Annotated in this window: 15 protein-coding genes and 1 tRNA gene; 4 read left to right on the top strand and 12 right to left on the bottom strand. The window is 70.9% G+C overall.

Features of this window, described 5'->3' with window-relative positions; all coding sequences use genetic code 11:
- Positions 1–63 precede the first annotated feature (63 nt).
- The 3 genes from fusA to rpsL all read right to left on the bottom strand — a co-directional run bounded on the left by fusA (position 64) and on the right by rpsL (position 3,095).
- Positions 64–2,163 carry an elongation factor G gene (fusA, locus tag HL054_RS13765; protein ID WP_369139570.1) on the bottom strand — a complete coding sequence of 700 codons (2,100 nt, stop codon included), beginning with the start codon at positions 2,161–2,163 and terminating at the stop codon, positions 64–66.
- A gap of 87 nt (positions 2,164–2,250) precedes the next feature.
- Positions 2,251–2,721 carry a 30S ribosomal protein S7 gene (gene rpsG, locus HL054_RS13760; protein WP_369139569.1) on the bottom strand — a complete coding sequence of 157 codons (471 nt, stop codon included), beginning with the start codon at positions 2,719–2,721 and terminating at the stop codon, positions 2,251–2,253.
- Positions 2,721–3,095 (bottom strand): 30S ribosomal protein S12, encoded by a 375-nt coding sequence (rpsL, locus tag HL054_RS13755; RefSeq protein ID WP_026857010.1) that lies wholly within the window; start codon positions 3,093–3,095, stop codon positions 2,721–2,723. Before rpsL ends, rpsG begins: the two co-directional genes overlap by 1 nt.
- A 605-nt stretch (positions 3,096–3,700) precedes the next feature.
- Between rpsL and HL054_RS13750 the strand changes: the two genes are divergently transcribed.
- From HL054_RS13750 to HL054_RS13740, 3 genes are read left to right on the top strand one after another with little or no spacing between them, the layout of a single operon-like run.
- Positions 3,701–4,684: a hypothetical protein gene (locus HL054_RS13750; protein ID WP_369139568.1), complete on the top strand. Its 984-nt coding sequence runs from the start codon at positions 3,701–3,703 to the stop codon at positions 4,682–4,684.
- Between the two features lie 46 nt (positions 4,685–4,730).
- Positions 4,731–4,946 (top strand): hypothetical protein, encoded by a 216-nt coding sequence (locus tag HL054_RS13745; RefSeq protein ID WP_369139567.1) that lies wholly within the window; start codon positions 4,731–4,733, stop codon positions 4,944–4,946.
- Positions 4,947–4,988: 42 nt separating this feature from the next.
- The gene (locus HL054_RS13740; protein ID WP_369139566.1) at positions 4,989–6,029 is read left to right on the top strand and encodes an LLM class F420-dependent oxidoreductase; all 1,041 of its coding nucleotides are present in this window, start codon (positions 4,989–4,991) and stop codon (positions 6,027–6,029) included.
- Between the two features lie 219 nt (positions 6,030–6,248).
- On the opposite strand, the gene HL054_RS13735 is transcribed toward HL054_RS13740, so the two are convergent.
- The 9 genes from HL054_RS13735 to HL054_RS13695 all read right to left on the bottom strand — a co-directional run bounded on the left by HL054_RS13735 (position 6,249) and on the right by HL054_RS13695 (position 18,491).
- Positions 6,249–10,148 (bottom strand): DNA-directed RNA polymerase subunit beta', encoded by a 3,900-nt coding sequence (locus HL054_RS13735; protein WP_369139565.1) that lies wholly within the window; start codon positions 10,146–10,148, stop codon positions 6,249–6,251.
- A gap of 94 nt (positions 10,149–10,242) precedes the next feature.
- Entirely contained in the window at positions 10,243–13,737 is a 3,495-nt protein-coding gene (gene rpoB / locus HL054_RS13730) for a DNA-directed RNA polymerase subunit beta (protein WP_440347939.1), read from the bottom strand.
- Between the two features lie 514 nt (positions 13,738–14,251).
- Positions 14,252–14,641 (bottom strand): 50S ribosomal protein L7/L12, encoded by a 390-nt coding sequence (gene rplL, locus HL054_RS13725; RefSeq protein ID WP_440347938.1) that lies wholly within the window; start codon positions 14,639–14,641, stop codon positions 14,252–14,254.
- 17 nt (positions 14,642–14,658) lie between these two features.
- Positions 14,659–15,282, bottom strand: a complete 624-nt coding sequence (gene rplJ, locus HL054_RS13720) for a 50S ribosomal protein L10 (protein ID WP_440347937.1) — start codon at positions 15,280–15,282, stop codon at positions 14,659–14,661.
- Positions 15,283–15,643: 361 nt separating this feature from the next.
- Positions 15,644–16,363 (bottom strand): 50S ribosomal protein L1, encoded by a 720-nt coding sequence (rplA, locus tag HL054_RS13715; protein ID WP_369139564.1) that lies wholly within the window; start codon positions 16,361–16,363, stop codon positions 15,644–15,646.
- 84 nt (positions 16,364–16,447) lie between these two features.
- The gene (gene rplK / locus HL054_RS13710) at positions 16,448–16,876 is read right to left on the bottom strand and encodes a 50S ribosomal protein L11 (protein WP_369139563.1); all 429 of its coding nucleotides are present in this window, start codon (positions 16,874–16,876) and stop codon (positions 16,448–16,450) included.
- 76 nt (positions 16,877–16,952) lie between these two features.
- A complete protein-coding gene (nusG, locus tag HL054_RS13705; RefSeq protein ID WP_369139562.1) occupies positions 16,953–17,861 on the bottom strand; it encodes a transcription termination/antitermination protein NusG in 909 nt (302 codons plus the stop codon).
- Positions 17,862–17,904: 43 nt separating this feature from the next.
- Positions 17,905–18,381 carry a preprotein translocase subunit SecE gene (gene secE, locus HL054_RS13700; protein WP_369139561.1) on the bottom strand — a complete coding sequence of 159 codons (477 nt, stop codon included), beginning with the start codon at positions 18,379–18,381 and terminating at the stop codon, positions 17,905–17,907.
- Between the two features lie 34 nt (positions 18,382–18,415).
- Positions 18,416–18,491, bottom strand: a tRNA-Trp gene (locus HL054_RS13695).
- 201 nt (positions 18,492–18,692) lie between these two features.
- Here HL054_RS13695 and HL054_RS13690 point away from each other — a divergent pair.
- Positions 18,693–19,946 (top strand): aminotransferase class I/II-fold pyridoxal phosphate-dependent enzyme, encoded by a 1,254-nt coding sequence (locus HL054_RS13690; protein ID WP_369139560.1) that lies wholly within the window; start codon positions 18,693–18,695, stop codon positions 19,944–19,946.
- Positions 19,947–19,955 lie beyond the last annotated feature (9 nt).

Below are 19,955 nucleotides of genomic sequence, written 5' to 3'. Positions count from 1 at the left end.
GCGCGAGTCTGGGGAACGGGCGGTGCAGGCCGGTCGCGGGTTGCCCCGCGACCGGCAGGGTGACTATTCGCCGGTCGCCTTGGCGATGATCTCCTTGGCGACGTTGGCCGGGACCTCGGCGTACGAGTCGAACACCATGGTGTAGCTCGCCCGTCCCTGGGTGCGGCTGCGCAGGTCACCCACGTAGCCGAACATCTCCGACAGCGGGACCAGGGCGGTGACGACCCGGGCGCCGGAGCGCTCGGTCATCGCCTGGATGGTGCCGCGGCGGGAGTTGAGGTCGCCGATGACGTCGCCCATGTTCTCTTCCGGGGTGACGACCTCGACGGCCATCAGCGGCTCGAGCAGGGCCGGGCTGGCCTTGCGCGCCGCCTCCTTGAAGGCGATCGAGCCGGCGATCTTGAAGGCCATCTCCGAGGAGTCGACCTCGTGGTACTGGCCGTCCAGCAGCGAGGCCTTGACCCCCACCATCGGGTAGCCGGCGAGGACACCGAACTGCATGGCGTCCTGCATGCCCTGGTCGACCGACGGGATGTACTCCCGCGGGATGCGACCACCGGTGACCTTGTTCTCGAACTCGTAGGTCGCCGAGTCACCGCTCATGGGGAGCGGCTCGAGGGCGATCTGCACCTTCGCGAACTGGCCGGAACCACCGGTCTGCTTCTTGTGCGTGTAGTCGTAGCGCTCGACGGTCTTGCGGATCGTCTCGCGGTAGGCCACCTGCGGCTTGCCGACGTTGGCCTCGACGTTGAACTCACGCCGCATGCGGTCGACCAGGATCTCCAGGTGGAGCTCGCCCATGCCGGAGATGACGGTCTGGCCGGTCTCCTCGTCCAGGCGCACCTGGAAGGTCGGGTCCTCCTCGGCCAGCTTCTGGATGGCCGTGCCCAGCTTCTCCTGGTCGCTCTTCGTCTTCGGCTCGATGGCCACCGAGATGACCGGCGCCGGGAAGGTCATCGACTCGAGGATGACCGGCTTCTGCGGGTCGCAGAGCGTGTCGCCCGTCGTCGTCTGCTTCATGCCGTTGACGGCCACGATCTCGCCGGCACCCACGCCCTGGCGCTCTTCGCGCTTGTTGGCGTGCATCTGGTAGATCTTGCCGACCCGCTCCTTGCGGTCCTTGGTGCTGTTCAGCACCGGGGACCCGGCGTCCAGCTTGCCGGAGTACACGCGGATGTAGGTCAGCTTGCCCAGGTGCTGGTCGGTCTGGATCTTGAAGGCCAGCGCGGAGAACGGCTCGTTCTCGTCGGCGTGCCGCAGGACCTCGGTCTCGCCGTCGAGCGCGGTGCCGACGATCGCCTCGATGTCCAGCGGGCTGGGCAGGTAGTCGGTGACGGCGTCGAGCATGGGCTGGACGCCCTTGTTCTTGAACGCCGAGCCGGTGACGACCGGGTTGACCTGGCCGGCGATGGTCGCCTTGCGGATGGCCGCCTTCAGGCGGTCGATGGCGATGTCCTCGCCACCGAGGTAGTCCTCCATCAGCGAGTCGTCGAAGTCCGCGATGTTCTCGAGCAGCTTCTCGCGGTACTCGGCGGCCTGGTCGGCGAGCTCGGCCGGGATCTCCTCGACCGCGTAGTCCTCGCCCAGCTTGGTCTCGCCGCGCCACGTGAGGGCCTTCATCTGGACCAGGTCGACGACGCCGATGAAGTCGGCCTCGGCACCGATCGGCAGCTGCAGCACCAGCGGGTTGGCGTTCAGCCGCTCGACCATCATGTCGACGCAGCGGAAGAAGTCCGCGCCGGTGCGGTCGAGCTTGTTGACGAAGCACATGCGCGGGACGCCGTACTTCTCGGCCTGCCGCCAGACCTGCTCGGTCTGCGGCTCCACGCCGGCGACACCGTCGTAGACCGCGACGGCACCGTCGAGGACGCGCAGCGAGCGCTCCACCTCGACCGTGAAGTCGACGTGCCCGGGGGTGTCGATGATGTTGATGTCGAAGCCGTTCCAGGAGCACTTCGTCGCGGCGGACGTGATGGTGATGCCGCGCTCCTGCTCCTGCTCCATCCAGTCCATCGTGGCCGCGCCGTCGTGGACTTCACCGATCTTGTAGTTGATACCGGTGTAGAAGAGGATCCGCTCGGTCGTCGTCGTCTTGCCGGCGTCGATGTGCGCCATGATCCCGATGTTGCGGGTCTTGGCGAGTTGGGCCTCGTTCTGGGCCATTCCCTTACTCCTCTTCCTTCTCGTCCGTGCGCGGTGCCCGGGGGTCGCCCGGGTACACCGCGGGCAGCGGCTGCTGGGGGACTGACGTCACCAGCGGTAGTGCGCGAAGGCCTTGTTGGACTCGGCCATCTTGTGGGTGTCCTCGCGGCGCTTGACCGCGGCGCCCAGACCGTTGCTGGCGTCCAGCAGCTCGTTGGTGAGGCGCTCGGTCATCGTCTTCTCGCGACGGGCCCGGCTGTACTGGATGAGCCAGCGCAGGCCGAGGGTCGTGCTGCGGGAGGGACGGACCTCGATCGGCACCTGGTAGGTCGCACCACCGACGCGGCGGCTGCGGACCTCGAGGGCCGGCTTCACGTTGTCCAGCGCACGCTTGAGCGTGACGACGGGGTCGGTGTCGTTCTTGGCGCGCACGCCCTCGAGGGCGCCGTAGACGATCGCCTCGGCGATCGAGCGCTTGCCGTCGACGAGCACCTTGTTCACGAGCTGGGTCACCAGCTGCGACTGGTACACCGGGTCGACGACGAGCGGACGCTTCGGCGCGGGGCCCTTGCGCGGCATTAGCTCTTCTCCTTCTTCGCGCCGTAGCGGCTGCGAGCCTGCTTGCGGCCGCGGACGCCCTGGGTGTCCAGCGAGCCACGGATGATCTTGTAGCGAACGCCGGGGAGGTCCTTCACCCGGCCGCCGCGCACGAGCACCATCGAGTGCTCCTGCAGGTTGTGGCCGACGCCCGGGATGTAGGCGGTCACCTCGATGCCACTGGTCAGCCGGACGCGGGCGACCTTGCGCAGCGCCGAGTTCGGCTTCTTGGGGGTCGTGGTGTACACGCGAGTGCACACCCCGCGGCGCTGGGGGGAACCCTTCAGCGCCGGGGTCTTGGTCTTCTCGACCTTGTCCTCGCGGCCCTTGCGGACCAGCTGGTTGATCGTGGGCATGGGTGGCCTGGATCTCCTACCTGCGCTGGGTCGTGCTGTGGATGTGGTGCGTGCTGTGGTGTGCCCGGTCGCCCGGCCCGTCCGATTCTGACCGTGGACCATCGTCCGGCCCCCGCGTTCGGGCGTGTCGCCCTCCGCGAGAACCGGCCAGCTGGTCGGGCCGGACTCGTCGCCCCTCGCCTCTCGGAGCGGCCACCCCGCCTTGCGGCGGGCCCCGCCGGAGGCGGGAGTGACCCCTGGTCAGCGTCCGGTCCAGAGGACCGGAGGACACCCAGGTGCACCACGAACGGGAGCAGGCCCAGGACACCCTGGGCACAGCTGACCACAGTACCCGGCCCTCTCGACCCGGTCAAAGCCGGGTCGACATGTGGGCCGTGCGCCGGGCCAGCCGGTCTGCTCGGTACCAACCGCGGTCGTGTGGAGGGCATTCCCCGGGGGCCGGGCAACCCTCCGGGAGACGTGTGCCGGGGACGGTACCGGAGCGCGGCACCGATGGGGAGGACCCGCGGGCACGTCGGCGGGACGCGGTCACGTCGCTCCTGTCGGCCCCCCGCCCTACCGTCGGTCCCTGACCGCTCACGTCCCGCTCCCCCGGAGGTACCGCCGTGCTCCCCGACTCAGCTCGCGAACTCAAGGCCCGGTTGTCGCAGCGGCTGACCGAGTCCCCCGGCTCCGCGGCGAGCGCGCTCGGCGTCCCGACGCGCTGGAGCGGGGTGGCCCTCGGCCTGGCGCCCGTCGGCCCCGACCAGGTGCACCTGGCCATCCGGCTGATCGACCGCGCCGACGCTGACGTCGTGCTGGCCGGCCTGGACGACGCGGCCCGCGAGGAGGTCGACGTCCGGGTGATCGGGCCGGTGCGGCCGCTGCGCTCCCCCGGCGGCTGGACGCCGGAGGAGCTGCAGCAGCGGGTGCGGCCGCTGCGCCCCGGGCTGTCGGTGAGCCACCCGGACGTCACCGCGGGCACACTCGGCGGGGTCGTCCGCCGGCGCGGCACCGACGGGCTGCTCGTGCTGTCCAACAACCACGTGCTGGCCGCCAGCGACGCGGCCACCGAGGGCGACCCCGTCCTGCAGCCCGGGGTGGCCGACGGCGGCACCCCCGCCGACCGCGTCGGCACGCTGATCGGCTGGGTCCGGTTCACCGACGCGCCCGGCAACCTCGTCGACGCCGCGGTGGCCGCGCTGGACGCCGGCGTGGACGCCGACCCGGGCGCCCTGCCCGGCGGGCCGCTGGCGGCCGCCGTCGCCGCCGTGGACGACGTGGACCCGGACGAGCTGGTGGAGAAGGTCGGCCGGACGACGGGGCACACCCGCGGCCGGATCACCGCGGTCGAGGTCGACGGCGTGGGCGTCCAGTACGACGACGGCGTGCACACCTTCGACGACCAGGTGGAGATCGAGGGCCTGACCGGTGCGTTCAGCGCCGGCGGCGACAGCGGCTCGGTCATCTGGCGCAGCAGCGACCGGGCACCGCTGGGGCTGCTGTTCGCGGGCTCCACCGAGGGCGGCAGCAACGGTGGCGGCGTCACCTTCGCCAACCCGCTGGCCACGGTGCTGCGCCTGCTCGACCTCGACTGGGTCGCCCGGTAGGGGCGCAGACCCGCCACGGAGCGGCTGTCGGGGGCACCATGGGCCCATGACCGACCGTGCCACCGCCCGGGCCGCCAAGAGCGCGCTGGCCGCGCGCCTCGCCGCCGACCCCGGCATCGCCGCGGTCGGGCTGTCCCGGCAGGACACCGAGTACGTCGTCCGGGTGGACCTCACCGACGCCCGGGCCGGCGTCCGGGTGCCCCACGACGTCGACGGCGTCCGCGTCGTCACGCACGTGATCGGCACCGTCCGCCCGCTCTGAGACGGGCCTCGCGGCGGGCCGGGTGACCGGTAGCCTCCGCGGATGCGCATAGGCATCCAGGCCAGTTACAGCGGGGACTTCAAGCAGACGGCGGCGGAGATCCGCGACCTGGAGTCCGCCGGGCTCGACGTCGCGATGGTCGCCGAGGTCTACACGTTCGACGCGGTGAGCCAGCTGGGGTACCTGGCGGCGGTGACCGAGCGGGTCGAGCTGATGAGCGGGATCTTCCCCATCTACAGCCGCACGCCGGCGCTCATCGCGATGACCGCGGCCGGGCTGGACTTCGTGTCCGACGGCCGGTTCACCCTGGGGCTCGGCGCCTCCGGGCCCCAGGTGATCGAGGGCTGGCACGGAGTCCCCTACGACGCCCCGCTGCAGCGCACCCGGGAGATCGTGGAGATCTGCCGGCAGGTGTGGCGCCGCGAGCGGCTGGTCCACGAGGGCAAGAAGTACACCGTGCCGCTGCCGGCCGAGCAGGGCTCCGGACTCGGCAAGCCGCTCAAGCTCATCAACACCCCCGTGCGCGAGCGGGTGCCGGTGCTGCTGGCCGCGCTGGGGCCGAAGAACGTCGAGCTGGCCGCGGAGATCGCCGAGAAGTGGGAGCCGATCTTCTTCCACCCCGAGCGCGCCGACGACGTGTGGGGCGCCTCGCTCGAGGCCGGCAAGGCCAGGCGCGACCCCGCCCTCGGCGAGCTGGACGTCGTCGTCGGCGTCCCGGTCGCCGTCGGTGAGGACGTCGACCACCTGGTGCAGGCGGTCCGGCCGGGCATCGCGCTGTACGTGGGCGGCATGGGCGCCAAGGGGAAGAACTTCTACAACGACCTGGCCCGCCGCTACGGCTACGAGCAGGAGGCGGAGGCCATCCAGGAGCTGTACCTGGCCGGCCGCAAGGACGAGGCAGCGGCCGCCGTCCCGGAGGACCTGGTGCGCGCCACCTCGCTGATCGGGCCGGAGTCGTACGTGGCAGAGCGGATCGCCGCTTTCGCGGCGGCCGGGGTGACCACGCTCAACCTCCAGCCGCTCGACGACAGCCGCGAGGGCCGCCTCCGCACGGTGGAGACCATGCGCCGCCTCGCCGGCTGACCACCGGGCGCCCAGGCGCCGTCCTGGCTCACCCCCGGTGCTCCTGGCTCACGTCCTGAGGTGAGCTAGGAGCACCCGGGATCAGGTCACCTGATCCCGGGGCAACCCGCATCCTGCCGGCAGTTGCGTCACGTGACGCCAGGTCGGCTCCTGGACACGCAGAAGGGCCCCGCAGGCGACTCGCCTGCGGGGCCCTTCCGTCACTCACTCACCGGCGCCTCAGCGCCAGTCGTACTCCTCGAGCCGCACTGCCTCGCCCGTGCCCTGACCGAAGACGTCGGGGCTGTAGTACTGCCCGTCGTCGTAGCCGGCCATGGTGTAGACGGCGGCACGCGCCTCCTCGGTGGGCTCGACCGTGATGTTCCGGTAGCGGCTGATCCCGGTACCGGCCGGGATGAGCTTGCCGATGATCACGTTCTCCTTGAGCCCGAGCAGGCTGTCGCTCTTGCCCTGGATCGCCGCGTCGGTGAGCACCTTGGTCGTCTCCTGGAACGAGGCCGCGGACAGCCACGATTCCGTCGCCAGCGACGCCTTGGTGATCCCCATCAGCACCGGGCGCGCCGAGGCGGGCTCGCCGCCCTCGGAGACGACCCGACGGTTCTCGGTCTCGAAGATCGTCCGCTCGACCAGCGCACCGGGCAGGAACTCCGTCGCGCCCGAGTCGATGATGGTCACCCGCTTCAGCATCTGGCGGATGATCACCTCGATGTGCTTGTCGTGGATCGACACGCCCTGGCTGCGGTAGACCTCCTGGACCTCGCGCACCAGGTGCAGCTGCACCTCGCGCGGGCCCATGATCCGCAGCACCTCGTGCGGGTCGACCGCACCCTCGGTCAGCTGCTCGCCGACCTCGACGTGGCCGCCGTCCTCGACCCGCAGCCGCGAGCGACGCGACAGCTTCTCGTAGACGACCTCGTCGGAGCCGTCGTCCGGGGTGATGGTCAGCTTGCGGAACTGCTCGCTGTCCTCGATCCGGACCGAACCGGCCAGCTCGGCGATCGGGGCCTTGCCCTTGGGGACACGGGCCTCGAAGAGCTCCACCACACGCGGCAGACCGTGCGTGATGTCGGCACCGGCCACACCACCGGTGTGGAAGGTGCGCATCGTCAGCTGGGTGCCGGGCTCACCGATCGACTGGGCGGCGATGATCCCGACCGCCTCGCCGACGTCGACGAGCTTGCCCGAGGCCAGCGACCGGCCGTAGCAGGTGGCGCAGGTGCCGAGCAGCGACTCGCAGGTGAGCACGCAGCGGACCTTGACCTCGGACACGTTGGCGTCGACCAGCTGGGCGATCAGCACGTCGCCCAGGTCGGCGCCGGCCTCGGCGATGACCGTGCCGTCGGAGGCGACCACGTCAGCGGCCAGCGCACGTGCGTACACGCTGGTCTCGACGTGGGCGTCGCGGGTGACCTTGCCGTCCAGCACGGTGCCGATCGGCATGATGACGCCGCGCTCGGTGCCGCAGTCCTCCTCGCGGATGATGACGTCCTGCGAGACGTCGACCAGCCGTCGGGTGAGGTAGCCGGAGTCGGCGGTCCGCAGCGCGGTGTCCGCCAGGCCCTTGCGGGCACCGTGCGTGGAGATGAAGTACTCCAGCACGGACAGACCCTCCCGGAAGTTGGCCTTGATCGGCCGCGGGATGATCTCGCCCTTCGGGTTGGCCACCAGGCCACGCATGCCGGCGATCTGGCTGATCTGCATCATGTTGCCGCGGGCGCCGGAGTTGACCATGACCCAGACCGGGTTGGTGGTCGGGAAGTTGTCCACCATGGCCTGGCTGACCTCGGCCCGCGCGCGGGTCCAGATCTCGATGAGCTCCGAACGACGCTCGGCGTCGGTGATGACGCCGCGCTCGTACTGGCGCTCGATCTTGCGGGCCTCGTCTTCGTGGCGCTCCAGGATCGCCGCCTTCACGGGCGGGGTCACGACGTCGTCGATGGCGATCGTCACGCCGGAACGGGTCGCCCAGCGGAAACCGGCCGCCTTGAGGGCGTCCAGCGTCGCCGCCACCTGCACCTTGGGGTAGCGCTCGGCGAGGTCGTTGACGATCGCGCCCAGCGCCTTCTTCGGCACCTGGTAGTTGACGAAGCGGTAGTCCTCGGGCAGGGCCTCGTTGAAGAGCACCCGGCCCAGGCTGGTGGAGACGAGCGCCGGCTGACCGGGCTCCCAGCCCTCGGGGGCCTCCCACGGGTCGTTCGGGCCGTTGTCGACGCCGAAGACCTCGTCCATCCGGATGAGCACGCGCTCCTGCAGCCCGAGCACGCCCTTGTCGTAGGCCATGACCGCCTCGGCGGTCGTGGAGTAGGACTTGGGGCGCTCGCCCTCGGGCACCTCGGCCGAACCGGCCAGCGACGTCAGGTGGTACAGGCCCAGCACCATGTCCTGGGTCGGCGCGGTGATCGGACGACCGTCGGCCGGGCTCAGGATGTTGTTGCTGGACAGCATCAGGATGCGGGCCTCGGCCTGGGCCTCGGCCGACAGCGGCAGGTGCACCGCCATCTGGTCACCGTCGAAGTCCGCGTTGAACGCGGTGCAGACCAGCGGGTGGATCTGGATGGCCTTGCCCTCGACCAGCTGGGGCTCGAAGGCCTGGATGCCCAGGCGGTGCAGCGTCGGCGCCCGGTTGAGCAGCACCGGGTGCTCGGTGATGACCTCCTCGAGCACGTCCCACACGACCGGCCGCGCGCGCTCCACCATCCGCTTGGCGGACTTGATGTTCTGCGCGTGGTTGAGGTCGACCAGCCGCTTCATGACGAAGGGCTTGAACAGCTCCAGCGCCATCTGCTTGGGCAGACCGCACTGGTGCAGCTTGAGCTGCGGGCCGACGACGATGACCGAACGGCCGGAGTAGTCGACGCGCTTGCCCAGCAGGTTCTGACGGAAGCGGCCCTGCTTGCCCTTGAGCAGGTCGCTCAGGGACTTCAGCGGGCGGTTGCCCGGACCGGTGACCGGACGGCCGCGACGGCCGTTGTCGAACAGCGCGTCCACGGACTCCTGGAGCATCCGCTTCTCGTTGTTGACGATGATCTCCGGCGCGCCCAGGTCGAGCAGCCGCTTGAGCCGGTTGTTCCGGTTGATCACCCGGCGGTACAGGTCGTTCATGTCGCTGGTGGCGAAGCGGCCACCGTCGAGCTGCACCATCGGGCGCAGGTCCGGCGGGATGACCGGGACGCAGTCCAGCACCATGCCCATGGGCGAGTTCTGGGTCTGCTGGAACGCCGCGACGACCTTGAGGCGCTTGAGGGCCCGCAGCTTGCGCTGGCCCTTGCCGCTGCGGATGGTCTCGCGCAGCGAGACGGCCTCCGCGTCGAGGTCGAAGCCGGCGAGCAGCTTCTGCAGCGCCGCGGCGCCCATGCCGCCCTCGAAGTACTCACCGAAGCGGTCGCGCAGCTCGCGGTAGAGGCCCTCGTCGGCGATGAGCTGCTTCACCTCGAGCTTGCGGAAGGTGTCCATCACCTCGTCGAGGCGGTCGATCTCGCGCTGGGCGCGGTCGCGGAGCTGGCGCATCTCGCGCTCGCCACCCTCGCGGACCTTGCGGCGCACGTCGGACTTGGCACCCTCGGCCTCGAGCTCGGCGAGGTCGGCCTCCAGCTTCTGCTGGCGGGCCTCCACGTCGGCGTCGCGGCGGGACTCGAGGTTGTGCTTCTCGGCGCTGATCTCGGCCTCGACGGTCGGCAGGTCGCGGTGACGCGCCTCGTCGTCGACGGTGGTGATCATGTAGGCCGCGAAGTAGATGATCTTCTCGAGGTCCTTGGGCGCCAGGTCGAGCAGGTAGCCCAGGCGCGACGGGACGCCCTTGAAGAACCAGATGTGGGTGACCGGCGCGGCCAGCTCGATGTGGCCCATCCGCTCACGACGCACCTTGGCGCGGGTCACCTCGACGCCGCAGCGCTCGCAGATGATCCCCTTGAAGCGGACGCGCTTGTACTTGCCGCAGTAGCACTCCCAGTCCCGGGTGGGACCGAAGATCTTCTCGCAGAAGAGACCGTCCTTCTCCGGGCGGAGGGTGCGGTAGTTGATGGTCTCGGGCTTCTTCACCTCACCGTGTGACCACTGGCGGATGTCGTCTCCGCTGGCCAGACCGATGCGCAGTTCGTCGAAGAAGTTGACGTCGAGCACTCGATGTACCCCTTTCCGGGGCTAGTTCTTCGCTTCTTTTCGAAAAGGTGTGGTGCCGGCCGGCCCTGACTGGTCAGGGCCGGCCGGCGACCGGTCAGACGTCTTCGACGGACGACGGCTCGCGGCGGGACAGGTCGATGCCCAGCTCCTCCGCGGCCCGGAAGACCTCGTCGTCGGTGTCACGCAGCTCGATCGCGTTGCCGTCGCTGGAGAGGACCTCCACGTTCAGGCAGAGCGACTGGAGCTCCTTGAGCAGCACCTTGAACGACTCCGGGATGCCCGGCTCGGGGATGTTCTCGCCCTTGACGATGGCCTCGTAGACCTTGACCCGGCCGAGGATGTCGTCGGACTTGATGGTGAGCAGCTCCTGCAGCGCGTAGGCCGCGCCGTAGGCCTGCATCGCCCAGCACTCCATCTCACCGAAGCGCTGACCACCGAACTGCGCCTTACCACCGAGCGGCTGCTGCGTGATCATCGAGTACGGCCCGGTCGAACGGGCGTGGATCTTGTCGTCGACGAGGTGCAGCAGCTTCAGGATGTAGACGTAGCCCACCGAGATCGGCTCGGGGAAGGGCTCCCCGGAGCGGCCGTCGAACAGCCGCGCCTTGCCGGTCTCCTTGACCATCCGGTCACCGTCGCGGTTCGGGATCGTCGAGCCCAGCAGGCCGATGATCTCCTCCTCGCGGGCGCCGTCGAAGACCGGCGTCGCGGTGCGGGTGTCCGGTGCGGCCGAGCGGGCGGCGCCGGGCAGCTTCGCGGCCCAGTCCGGGGACCCCTCGACCTGCCAGCCCTGCTTGGCGATCCACCCGAGGTGGGTCTCCAGCACCTGGCCGACGTTCATCCGGCCGGGCACGCCCAGCGGGTTGAGCACGATGTCGACCGGCGTGCCGTCCTCGAGGAACGGCATGTCCTCCTGGGGGAGGATCTTGGAGATGACGCCCTTGTTGCCGTGCCGACCGGCCAGCTTGTCGCCGTCGCTGATCTTGCGCATCTGGGCCACGTAGACCCGGATGAGCTCGTTCACGCCGGCGGGCAGCTCGTCGCCGTCCTCGCGGGAGAAGACCCGGACGCCGATGACCTTGCCGGACTCGCCGTGCTTGACCTTGAGGCTGGTGTCGCGCACCTCGCGGGCCTTCTCGCCGAAGATCGCCCGCAGCAGCCGCTCCTCGGGGGTCAGCTCGGTCTCGCCCTTGGGCGTGACCTTGCCGACGAGGATGTCGCCGGGGACGACCTCGGCACCGATGCGGATGATCCCGCGCTCGTCGAGGTCGGCGAGGACCTCCTCGGAGACGTTCGGGATGTCCCGGGTGATCTCCTCGGCGCCCAGCTTGGTGTCCCGGGCGTCGACCTCGAACTCCTCGATGTGGATCGAGGACAGGACGTCGTCCTGCACGAGGCGCTGCGACAGGATGATCGCGTCCTCGTAGTTGTGGCCCTCCCAGGGCATGAAGGCGACGAGCAGGTTCTTGCCCAGCGCCATCTCGCCCTCGTCGGTGCACGGGCCGTCGGCGATGACCTGACCGGCCTCGACGCGCTGCCCCTCCTCGACGACCGGGCTCTGGTTGATCGAGGTGCCCTGGTTCGAGCGCTGGAACTTCAGCAGCCGGTAGGTCTGCCGGGTCCCGTCGTCGGCCATGACGGTGACGAAGTCGGCGGTGGAGTCCTCGACCACACCGGCCTTCTCGGCCACCACGACGTCACCGGCGTCGACGGCGGCACGCAGCTCCATGCCGGTGCCGACCAGCGGCGCCTCGCTGCGCAGCAGCGGGACCGCCTGACGCTGCATGTTCGCGCCCATCAGGGCCCGGTTCGCGTCGTCGTGCTCGAGGAACGGGATCATCGCCGTCGCGACCGAGGTCATCTGCCGCGGCGAGACGTCCATGTAGTCGACGTTCTCCGGGGCGAGGTCGGTGGTCTCCCCGCCCTTGGTGCGGACCAGGACCAGGTCCTCGGCGAAGCGGCCCGTCGCGTCCAGCGGCGAGTTGGCCTGGGCGACGACGAAGCGGTCCTCCTCGTCGGCGGTCAGGTAGTCGATCTGGTCGGTGACGGTGCCGTTCTCGACCTTGCGGTACGGCGTCTCGATGAACCCGAAGGGGTTCACCCGGCCGAACGAGGACAGCGACCCGATCAGGCCGATGTTCGGGCCCTCGGGGGTCTCGATCGGGCACATCCGGCCGTAGTGGCTCGGGTGCACGTCGCGGACCTCCATGCCCGCACGCTCACGGGACAGACCACCCGGGCCCAGCGCCGACAGGCGGCGCTTGTGGGTCAGGCCCGCGAGCGGGTTGGTCTGGTCCATGAACTGCGACAGCTGGCTGGTGCCGAAGAACTCCTTGATGGAGGCGACGACCGGCCGGATGTTGATCAGGGTCTGCGGCGTGATCGCCTCGACGTCCTGGGTCGTCATCCGCTCGCGGACCACGCGCTCCATGCGGGAGAGGCCGACCCGGATCTGGTTCTGGATCAGCTCGCCGACGGTGCGCAGGCGACGGTTGCCGAAGTGGTCGATGTCATCGACGCCGTGGTCGGGCTCGCCGGCGTGGAGACGCACGACGTACTCGATGGTGGCGACGATGTCGTCCTCGGTCAGCGTCGAGGTGCCCTTGGGCACGTCGACCATCAGCTTCTTGTTGACCTTGTAGCGGCCGACCTTGGCGAGGTCGTAGCGCTTTGGGTTGAAGAAGAGGTTCTCCAGCAGCGCCTGCGCGGACTCACGCGTCGGCGGCTCGCCCGGGCGCAGCTTGCGGTAGATGTCCAGCAGCGCCTCGTCCTGGCCGGCGATGTGGTCCTTCTCCAGGGTGGCCAGCATGGTGGGCGACCACTGGAAGTGCTCGCGGATCCGGTCCTCGGTCCAGCCGAGGGCCTTCAGCAGCACGCTGACCGGCTGGCGGCGCTTGCGGTCGATGCGGACACCGACGGTGTCGCGCTTGTCGACGTCGAACTCCAGCCACGCACCACGGCTGGGGATGACCTTGGCGCTGTAGACGTCCTTGTCCGACGTCTTGTCCAGGGTCTTGTCGAAGTAGACGCCGGGCGAGCGGACGAGCTGCGAGACGACGACGCGCTCGGTCCCGTTGATGACGAACGTGCCCTTGCTCGTCATGACCGGGAAGTCGCCCATGAACACCGTCTGGCTCTTGATCTCGCCGGTGGTGTTGTTCATGAACTCGGCGGTGACGAACAGCGGCGCCGCGTAGGTCATGTCCTTGTCCTTGCACTCCTCGAGGGACGCCTTGACGTCCTCGAAGCGCGGGTTGGAGAAGGACAGCGACATCGAGCCGCTGAAGTCCTCGATCGGGGAGATCTCCTCGAGGATCTCGGCGAGACCGCCGACCGCGCCGGCCTGGTCCTCGGGGGCGAGGGTGGCCTTCCACTGCGGGGCGCCGACGAGCCAGTCGAACGAGGCGGTCTGCAGCGCGAGCAGGTCCGGCACCTCGAGGGGCTCGCGGATCTTGGCGAACGAGACGCGGAGCGGCGCGCCGGGGATCTTCTGCTGGTCGGTGCCACCGGTGCGGGGACCGGGCTGGACGTCGACCGGGGTGGTGCTGGGATCAGTGGTGGTGGTGCTGGTGGGGCGAGAGCCTGCCAAGATGCGTCCTTCCAAGGACCTCACGACGTGCGGGCGGGTGCTTTTCGTCCTGGGTCGTCGTCGGTATCGGCGAGGCTGACCGCGGATGCCGGCCCCGTCGACGACGTCAACACGGGATGCCCCTGGACCGTTCCCCGGGCACCCCTGGTGACCCGTGTCGGCGGGTTGGCAGTCAGAGGGCAGCGCAACAGGAGACCCTACCCCTGCTCGACGCCGGTGTCCACGTCGGGAGGCCGGAGCGGTCAGGGACACACTCCGACGCGTGGACGGCGCACGTCCGGCACCGAGGGCCCCTGCGCCCGGGGAGGGGCGCCGGACCACCGCGACCGGCTCGAGCGGGGTGGTTCGCAGCACGATGATGCCAGTGACCCGGCTGTGCGGCAGCCGCCACGCCGGTCCTGTGGACGCGTCCGCCCGGGGTGGGGACGCAGCAGGGGCCGCCCTCCCGGAGGAGGACGGCCCCTGCTGTGCGGTGCGGGTGGTGCGGTGCCCGGTCAGCCGACCGGGCGGGGTGTCACTTGACGGTGACGGTGGCGCCGGCGCCCTCGAGAGCGGCCTTGGCCTTCTCGGCGGCGTCCTTGGCGACCTTCTCCAGCACCGGCTTCGGCGCGTTGTCGACCAGGTCCTTGGCCTCCTTGAGGCCGAGCGAGGTCAGGCTGCGCACCTCCTTGATGACCTGGATCTTCTTGTCGCCGGCAGCCTCGAGGACGACGTCGAACTCGTCCTGCTCGACCGGGGCCTCGGCAGCGGCGCCACCGGCGGCGGGGCCGGCAGCGGCAACGGCGACGGGGGCAGCGGCGGTGACCTCGAAGGTCTCCTCGAACTGCTTCACGAAGTCCGACAGCTCCAGGAGGGTCATCTCCTTGAACGCGTCGAGCAGGGCGTCGGTGGACAGCTTGGCCATGTTGGTCTCCTTCTAGGTCAGTCGGTGCCGGCTGCGGAGTCCGCAGCAGCATCCGTGGTCTCGGGGGTGGTGTCAGCAGCAGCGGCGTCGGCCGCGGGAGCCTCGGCGGCGGGCAGGCTCTCGCCGGCCGCCTCCTTCTTCTCCTGCAGCGCGGCAGCCAGCCGGGCGACCTGGGACAGCGGGGCCTGGAACAGCCCGGCGGCCTTGGTCAGGTTGCCCTTCATCGCGCCGGCCAGCTTGGCCAGCAGGACCTCACGGGGCTCGACGTCGGCGAGGCGCGAGACCTCGGCGGCGTCGACCGTGCGGCCTTCGACCACGCCGCCCTTGATGACGAGCAGCGGGTTGGCGCGGGAGAAGTCGCGGATGGCCTTCGCAGCCTCGACCGGGTCGCCCTCGACGAAGGCGATCGCGGTGGGGCCGGTGAGCAGCGGGGCCAGGTCGGTGTGTCCGACCGAGTCCGCCGCCCGCTTCGTCAGGGTGTTCTTGACGACGGCGTAGCTGCTGCCCGCACCGAGGGAACGACGCAGCTGGGTCAGCTGCGCCACGGTCAGCCCGCGGTACTCGGTGAGCACCGCTGCGCTCGAGTCCTGGAAACGCCGGCTGATCTCCTCGATCGCCGCGTTCTTGGCCTGAGTGGGCATGGGCCCTCCTCTCGTGTGTCGGGCGACCGCGGCCGGCGTACGTGCCTGCGATCGGGGCCCGGAGACGAGGAACGCCCCGGCGCAGAGCGCACGGGGCGAAGGACGGGCCGGGTCCGGGTGCAACCCGGGCCACGACGCGTTCGTCGTACCGTCCACCTGCGCGGGTCGCCCGGTGATCCGGGACCTTCGATCGCACGCGGACGTGCGACGACCAGCGGTCTTGGGGGGAACAGGGGCAAGGGTACACGGCCGCGGACGCCGAACGGCGCCGCCCCCGGAGGGGCGACGCCGTTCGATGGTCCGGCCTCGCTGCAGGGGCCCGCGCCGAGCCTGCGAGGCGTGGGGGCAGCGAGGTCCTCCGTCAGGCGGAGGGCTCGTCCACGGTCAGGTTGCGGGTGCGGTTCGGGTCGACCGGGATGCCCGGGCCCATGGTGGTCGAGATGGTGACCTTCTTCAGGTACCGGCCCTTGGCGGCCGACGGCTTGGCGCGGAGCACCTCGTCCAGGGCGGCGGCGTAGTTCTCGACCAGCTTCTCCTGCTCGAAGGAGGTCTTGCCGATCACCAGGTGCAGGTTGGCCTGCTTGTCGACGCGGAAGTTGATCTTCCCGCCCTTGATGTCGTTGACCGCCTTGGTGACGTCGGGGGTCACGGTGCCGGTCTTCGGGTTCGGCATCAGGCCACGGGGGCCGAGGATGCGGGCGATCCGGCCGACCTTGGCCATCTGGTCCGGGGTCGCGATCGCGGCGTCGAAGTCCAGGAAGCCGCCCTGGATGCGCTCGATCAGGTCCTCGGCGCCCACGACGTCGGCGCCGGCGGCCTCGGCCTCGGCGGCCTTGTCACCGGTCGCGAAGACGATGACGCGGGCGGTCTTGCCGGTGCCGTGCGGCAGGTTGACCGTGCCGCGGACCATCTGGTCGGCCTTGCGCGGGTCCACGCCGAGCCGGATGGCGACCTCGACGGTCGCGTCGTAGGACGTGGTGGAGGTCTGCTTGGCCAGACCGGTCGCCTGCAGCGGGCTGTACAGCGTGTCCGCGTCGACCAGTTCGGCGACCTTGCGGTAGTTCTTGCCGTGCTTGGCCATGGTGGTGCTCCTTCCCCCCGGGGAACGGGGGTCATGTGGTGAACGGGCCGGCGAGGCCCTCCCACGGGTGCTGGGTGGTGCTGCTTACTTGACGGTGATGCCCATCGACCGGGCGGTGCCGGCGATGATCTTCTCGGCCTGGTCGAGGTCGTTGGCGTTGAGGTCGGCCATCTTGGTGGTGGCGATCTCGCGGACCTGGTCGCGGGTGATCGTGGCGACCTTGGTCTTGTGCGGCTCGCCCGAGCCCTTCTCGACCCCGGCGGCCTTGAGGATCATCCGCGCCGCCGGCGGCGTCTTGGTGACGAAGGTGAACGACCGGTCCTCGAAGACCGAGATCTCGACCGGGATGACGTTGCCGCGCTGGGACTCCGTCGCGGCGTTGTACGCCTTGCAGAACTCCATGATGTTCACGCCGTGCTGACCGAGGGCGGGGCCCACGGGCGGCGCGGGGGTGGCCGCACCGGCGTTGATCTGGAGCTTGATGACCGCGGTCAACCGCTTCCTGGGGGGCATGACTTCTTCCTTCTGTCTGTACGGGGCGTCGTGTGGTCAGGTCTGGGAGGTCCCGGTGCCGGGCGGCACCCGGACCTCAGATCTTGGCGACCTGGGTGAACGACAGCTCGACCGGCGTCTCGCGGCCGAAGATGGAGACGAGGACCTGGAGCTTCTGCTGCTCGGGGTTGATCTCGTTGATGGTGGCGGGCAGCGTCGCGAACGGGCCGTCCATGACGGTGATGCTCTCGCCGACCTCGAACTCGACGACCGTGCTGGGCCCGGCGGTCGGGGTGGCCTCGTCCGCGGTCGCCGCGGGCTTGGCGGTGGTGGCCGGGACGAGGAGGTTGACCACCTCGTCGATGCTGAGCGGGGAGGGCCGCGAGGTGGCCCCGACGAAGCCGGTGACACCGGGGGTGTTGCGCACCGCGCCCCACGACTCGTCGTTGAGGTCCATCCGGACCAGCAGGTACCCGGGCAGCTTCTTGCGGTTGACCTGGACCCGCTTGCCGTTCTTGATCTCGGTGACCTCCTCGGTGGGCACCTCGATCTGGAAGATGTAGTCCTCCATGTCGAGCGAGGTGATCCGGGACTCGAGGTTGGTCTTCACCTTGTTCTCGTAGCCGGCGTAGGAGTGGATCACGTACCAGTCGCCGAACTGGTTGCGCAGCGTCTTGCGCAGCGCCTCGGCCGGGTCCTCGTCCGCCTCGGCGGCAGCCTCGAGGGTCTCGGTCACCAGCGGGTCGTGGTCGGGCGCCGGCTCGGCGAGCGGGTCGCCGACCAGGACGTCGTCCACGGAGCCGCGGGAGTTCCCGCTGCCGGAGACGGACGCCTCGCCCACCGGGTTGTCGGCGGTCAGGTCCGAGGTGTCGAGGGAACCCTCGGCGGCACCCGTCTCGCGGACACCGGTCTCGACGTCGACGGTGCCGGTGACGGCAGCGGCGTCGTCGAGGTCGGTGTCCTCGACCGCGCTGTCGGTCTCGAACGGCTCGCGGGGGTCAGTCACAGGGTCTCTTCCTTCTCGGGTGTGGTGCAGTCGCAGGGGGCGGTCAGCCGAAGACGGCGAGCACGCCCTGGGCGAAGAGGATGTCCAGGCCGGCGACCAGCGCCACCATGACCGCGACGAAGACGATCACCACGGTGGTGTAGGTGATGAGCTCCTTGCGACCGGGCCAGATCACCTTGCGCAGCTCGGCGACGACCTCGCGGAGGAACCGGCCGATGCTGCGCTTCTCGCGCAGCTCGGCGGCGCGGGCCCGCTCGGCGGCGGCCCGGGTGCGGGTGCCCTCGCCGGGCCGGTCGGCGTCGGCCGCCCGGTTCGCGGGACGGCTGCCGGTGCGACGACGGCGGGGAGGCGTGGCGACGACCTTGTCCTCGTCCGCCGCGGCCTCGTCGGCGACCTGGTCCTCGGCGGCCTCGAGCTCCGCGGCGTCGTCGACGCCCGGGGTCTCGGCGTCGATCTGCTCGGCGGTCAGCTCGTCGTCGGCGGGAGCGCCGTCGGTCGGCTCGCCGTCCTTCTCGCTCACAGCGCCTCGCTCTTCTCGGTCGTCGGACAGGTGGTGGCAGGGGTGACAGGACTTGAACCTGCAGCCTGCGGTTTTGGAGACCGCTGCTCTGCCAATTGAGCTACACCCCTAGGGGACGCCGGGCCGCGCCGCGGCGTGACCGGTCACCTCGAGAGGAGCCCCGGGGCACGCCGGTGGCGGGGTCCCACAGGCCCCAGGGCATCGAGTGTACGGGACCGCCCGCGCCGTCGGCGAACACGGCAGGCGCCGCCCCCGACGGGAGGGTCGCGCGCGGCGGCGACCGCGCCCGCGGGTCTGACACGATCGCCGCCATGACCACCGCTCCCGTGCCGGGCTCGCCGCCCCCCGTCCCGGCACCGCCGCCGGCCGGGCGCCGGGTCTCCCGGCGGGCCGCCGCGGTCCCGCCGTCGCTCGCCGAGGCGGTCGAGGCCCGGGCGGCCGCGCTGCGGGCCGCCGGCACCCCGGTGACCAGCTTCACCGCGGAGCCGGACGGGACGCCGGCGCCGCACGTGCTGGAGGCGGCGCGGGCCGCCGCGGCGGACACCGCGTCGGCCCGGCGGCCACCCGCGGGCGGCCTCCCGGCGCTGCGGGAGGCCGTCGCCCTGGCGACCGCCCGCGACTCGGGTCTCTCGGCCCGCCCGGCCGACGTGCTGGTCACCAACGGCGTCGAGCAGGCCCTGGCCGAGGCGCTGGCCACCCTGCTCGACCCCGGCGACGAGGTGCTGCTGCCGACGCCGTACCGCCCCGCCCACGCCGACGCCGTCCGGCTGGCCGGCGGGGTGCCGGTGCCGGTCGTGGCGGACGAGGCCAGCGGCTACCTGGTCTCGGTCGGCCAGCTCGACGCCGCCCGGACCCCGCAGACCCGGCTGCTGCTGTTCTCCTCCCCCGCCGAGCCGACGGGGGCCGTCCAGCCGGCCGAGGCGGTCGCCGAGATCGGCCGCTGGGCGCTGGACACGGGCCTGTGGGTGCTCACCGACCAGACCCACGAGCAGCTGGTCCACGGCGGGGCCACGGCGCCGTCGCTGCCGGCGCTGGTGCCCGAGCTGCAGTCCCGGTGCGTCGTCGTCCAGGGGGTGGCCGCGGGGCACGGGACGGCCGGCTGGCCGGTCGGCTGGCTGCTCGGCCCGGCCGACGTGGTCGCGGCGGCCACCGCGGTGCACACCCGGTGCAGCGCGGAGGCGGCCACCGTCGCGCAGTGGGCCGCCGTGGCCGCGCTGACCGGCGACCAGTCCGGCGTCGCCGCGCTGCGGGCCGACCTGGACCGGCGGCGGCAGACCGCGGTCGCCCTGCTCCGGCAGGTGCCGGGGGTCGCCTGCCCCGAGCCGCAGGGCGGCTGGTCGCTGTTCCCCTCGGTCGAGGCGCTGCTGGGCCACAGCATCGCCGGGCGCACCGTGCACAGCAGCGCCGAGCTCGCCGAGGTGCTGCTCGACCGGGCGCACGTCGCCGTGGTGCCGGGCGAGGCGTTCGGCATGCCCGGGTACCTGCGGCTGTCCTACGCGCTGACCGACGACGAGCTCGTCGCGGGGCTGACCCGGGTGCAGCAGCTGCTCGGCTCGGCGGGCTGAACCAGCCGG

The organism is Modestobacter versicolor (assembly GCF_041028285.1).
Lineage (GTDB): Bacteria > Actinomycetota > Actinomycetes > Mycobacteriales > Geodermatophilaceae > Modestobacter > Modestobacter versicolor_A.
Note: the sequence above shows the minus strand (reverse complement) of the source record. Positions and strands in the feature narration are given on the sequence as shown.

What these genes read in the sequence shown, in the direction of transcription:
- rpsL (WP_026857010.1), bottom strand. Translation starts at nt 3,095, where the DNA reads ATGCCCACGATCAACCAGCTGGTCCGCAAGGGCCGCGAGGACAAGGTC.
- rplA (WP_369139564.1), bottom strand. Translation starts at nt 16,363, where the DNA reads ATGGCCAAGCACGGCAAGAACTACCGCAAGGTCGCCGAACTGGTCGAC.
- rplJ (WP_440347937.1), bottom strand. Translation starts at nt 15,282, where the DNA reads ATGCCCACTCAGGCCAAGAACGCGGCGATCGAGGAGATCAGCCGGCGT.
- HL054_RS13740 (WP_369139566.1), top strand. Translation starts at nt 4,989, where the DNA reads ATGCGCATAGGCATCCAGGCCAGTTACAGCGGGGACTTCAAGCAGACG.
- rplK (WP_369139563.1), bottom strand. Translation starts at nt 16,876, where the DNA reads ATGCCCCCCAGGAAGCGGTTGACCGCGGTCATCAAGCTCCAGATCAAC.
- HL054_RS13745 (WP_369139567.1), top strand. Translation starts at nt 4,731, where the DNA reads ATGACCGACCGTGCCACCGCCCGGGCCGCCAAGAGCGCGCTGGCCGCG.
- fusA (WP_369139570.1), bottom strand. Translation starts at nt 2,163, where the DNA reads ATGGCCCAGAACGAGGCCCAACTCGCCAAGACCCGCAACATCGGGATC.
- rplL (WP_440347938.1), bottom strand. Translation starts at nt 14,641, where the DNA reads ATGGCCAAGCTGTCCACCGACGCCCTGCTCGACGCGTTCAAGGAGATG.
- HL054_RS13690 (WP_369139560.1), top strand. Translation starts at nt 18,693, where the DNA reads ATGACCACCGCTCCCGTGCCGGGCTCGCCGCCCCCCGTCCCGGCACCG.
- rpsG (WP_369139569.1), bottom strand. Translation starts at nt 2,721, where the DNA reads ATGCCGCGCAAGGGCCCCGCGCCGAAGCGTCCGCTCGTCGTCGACCCG.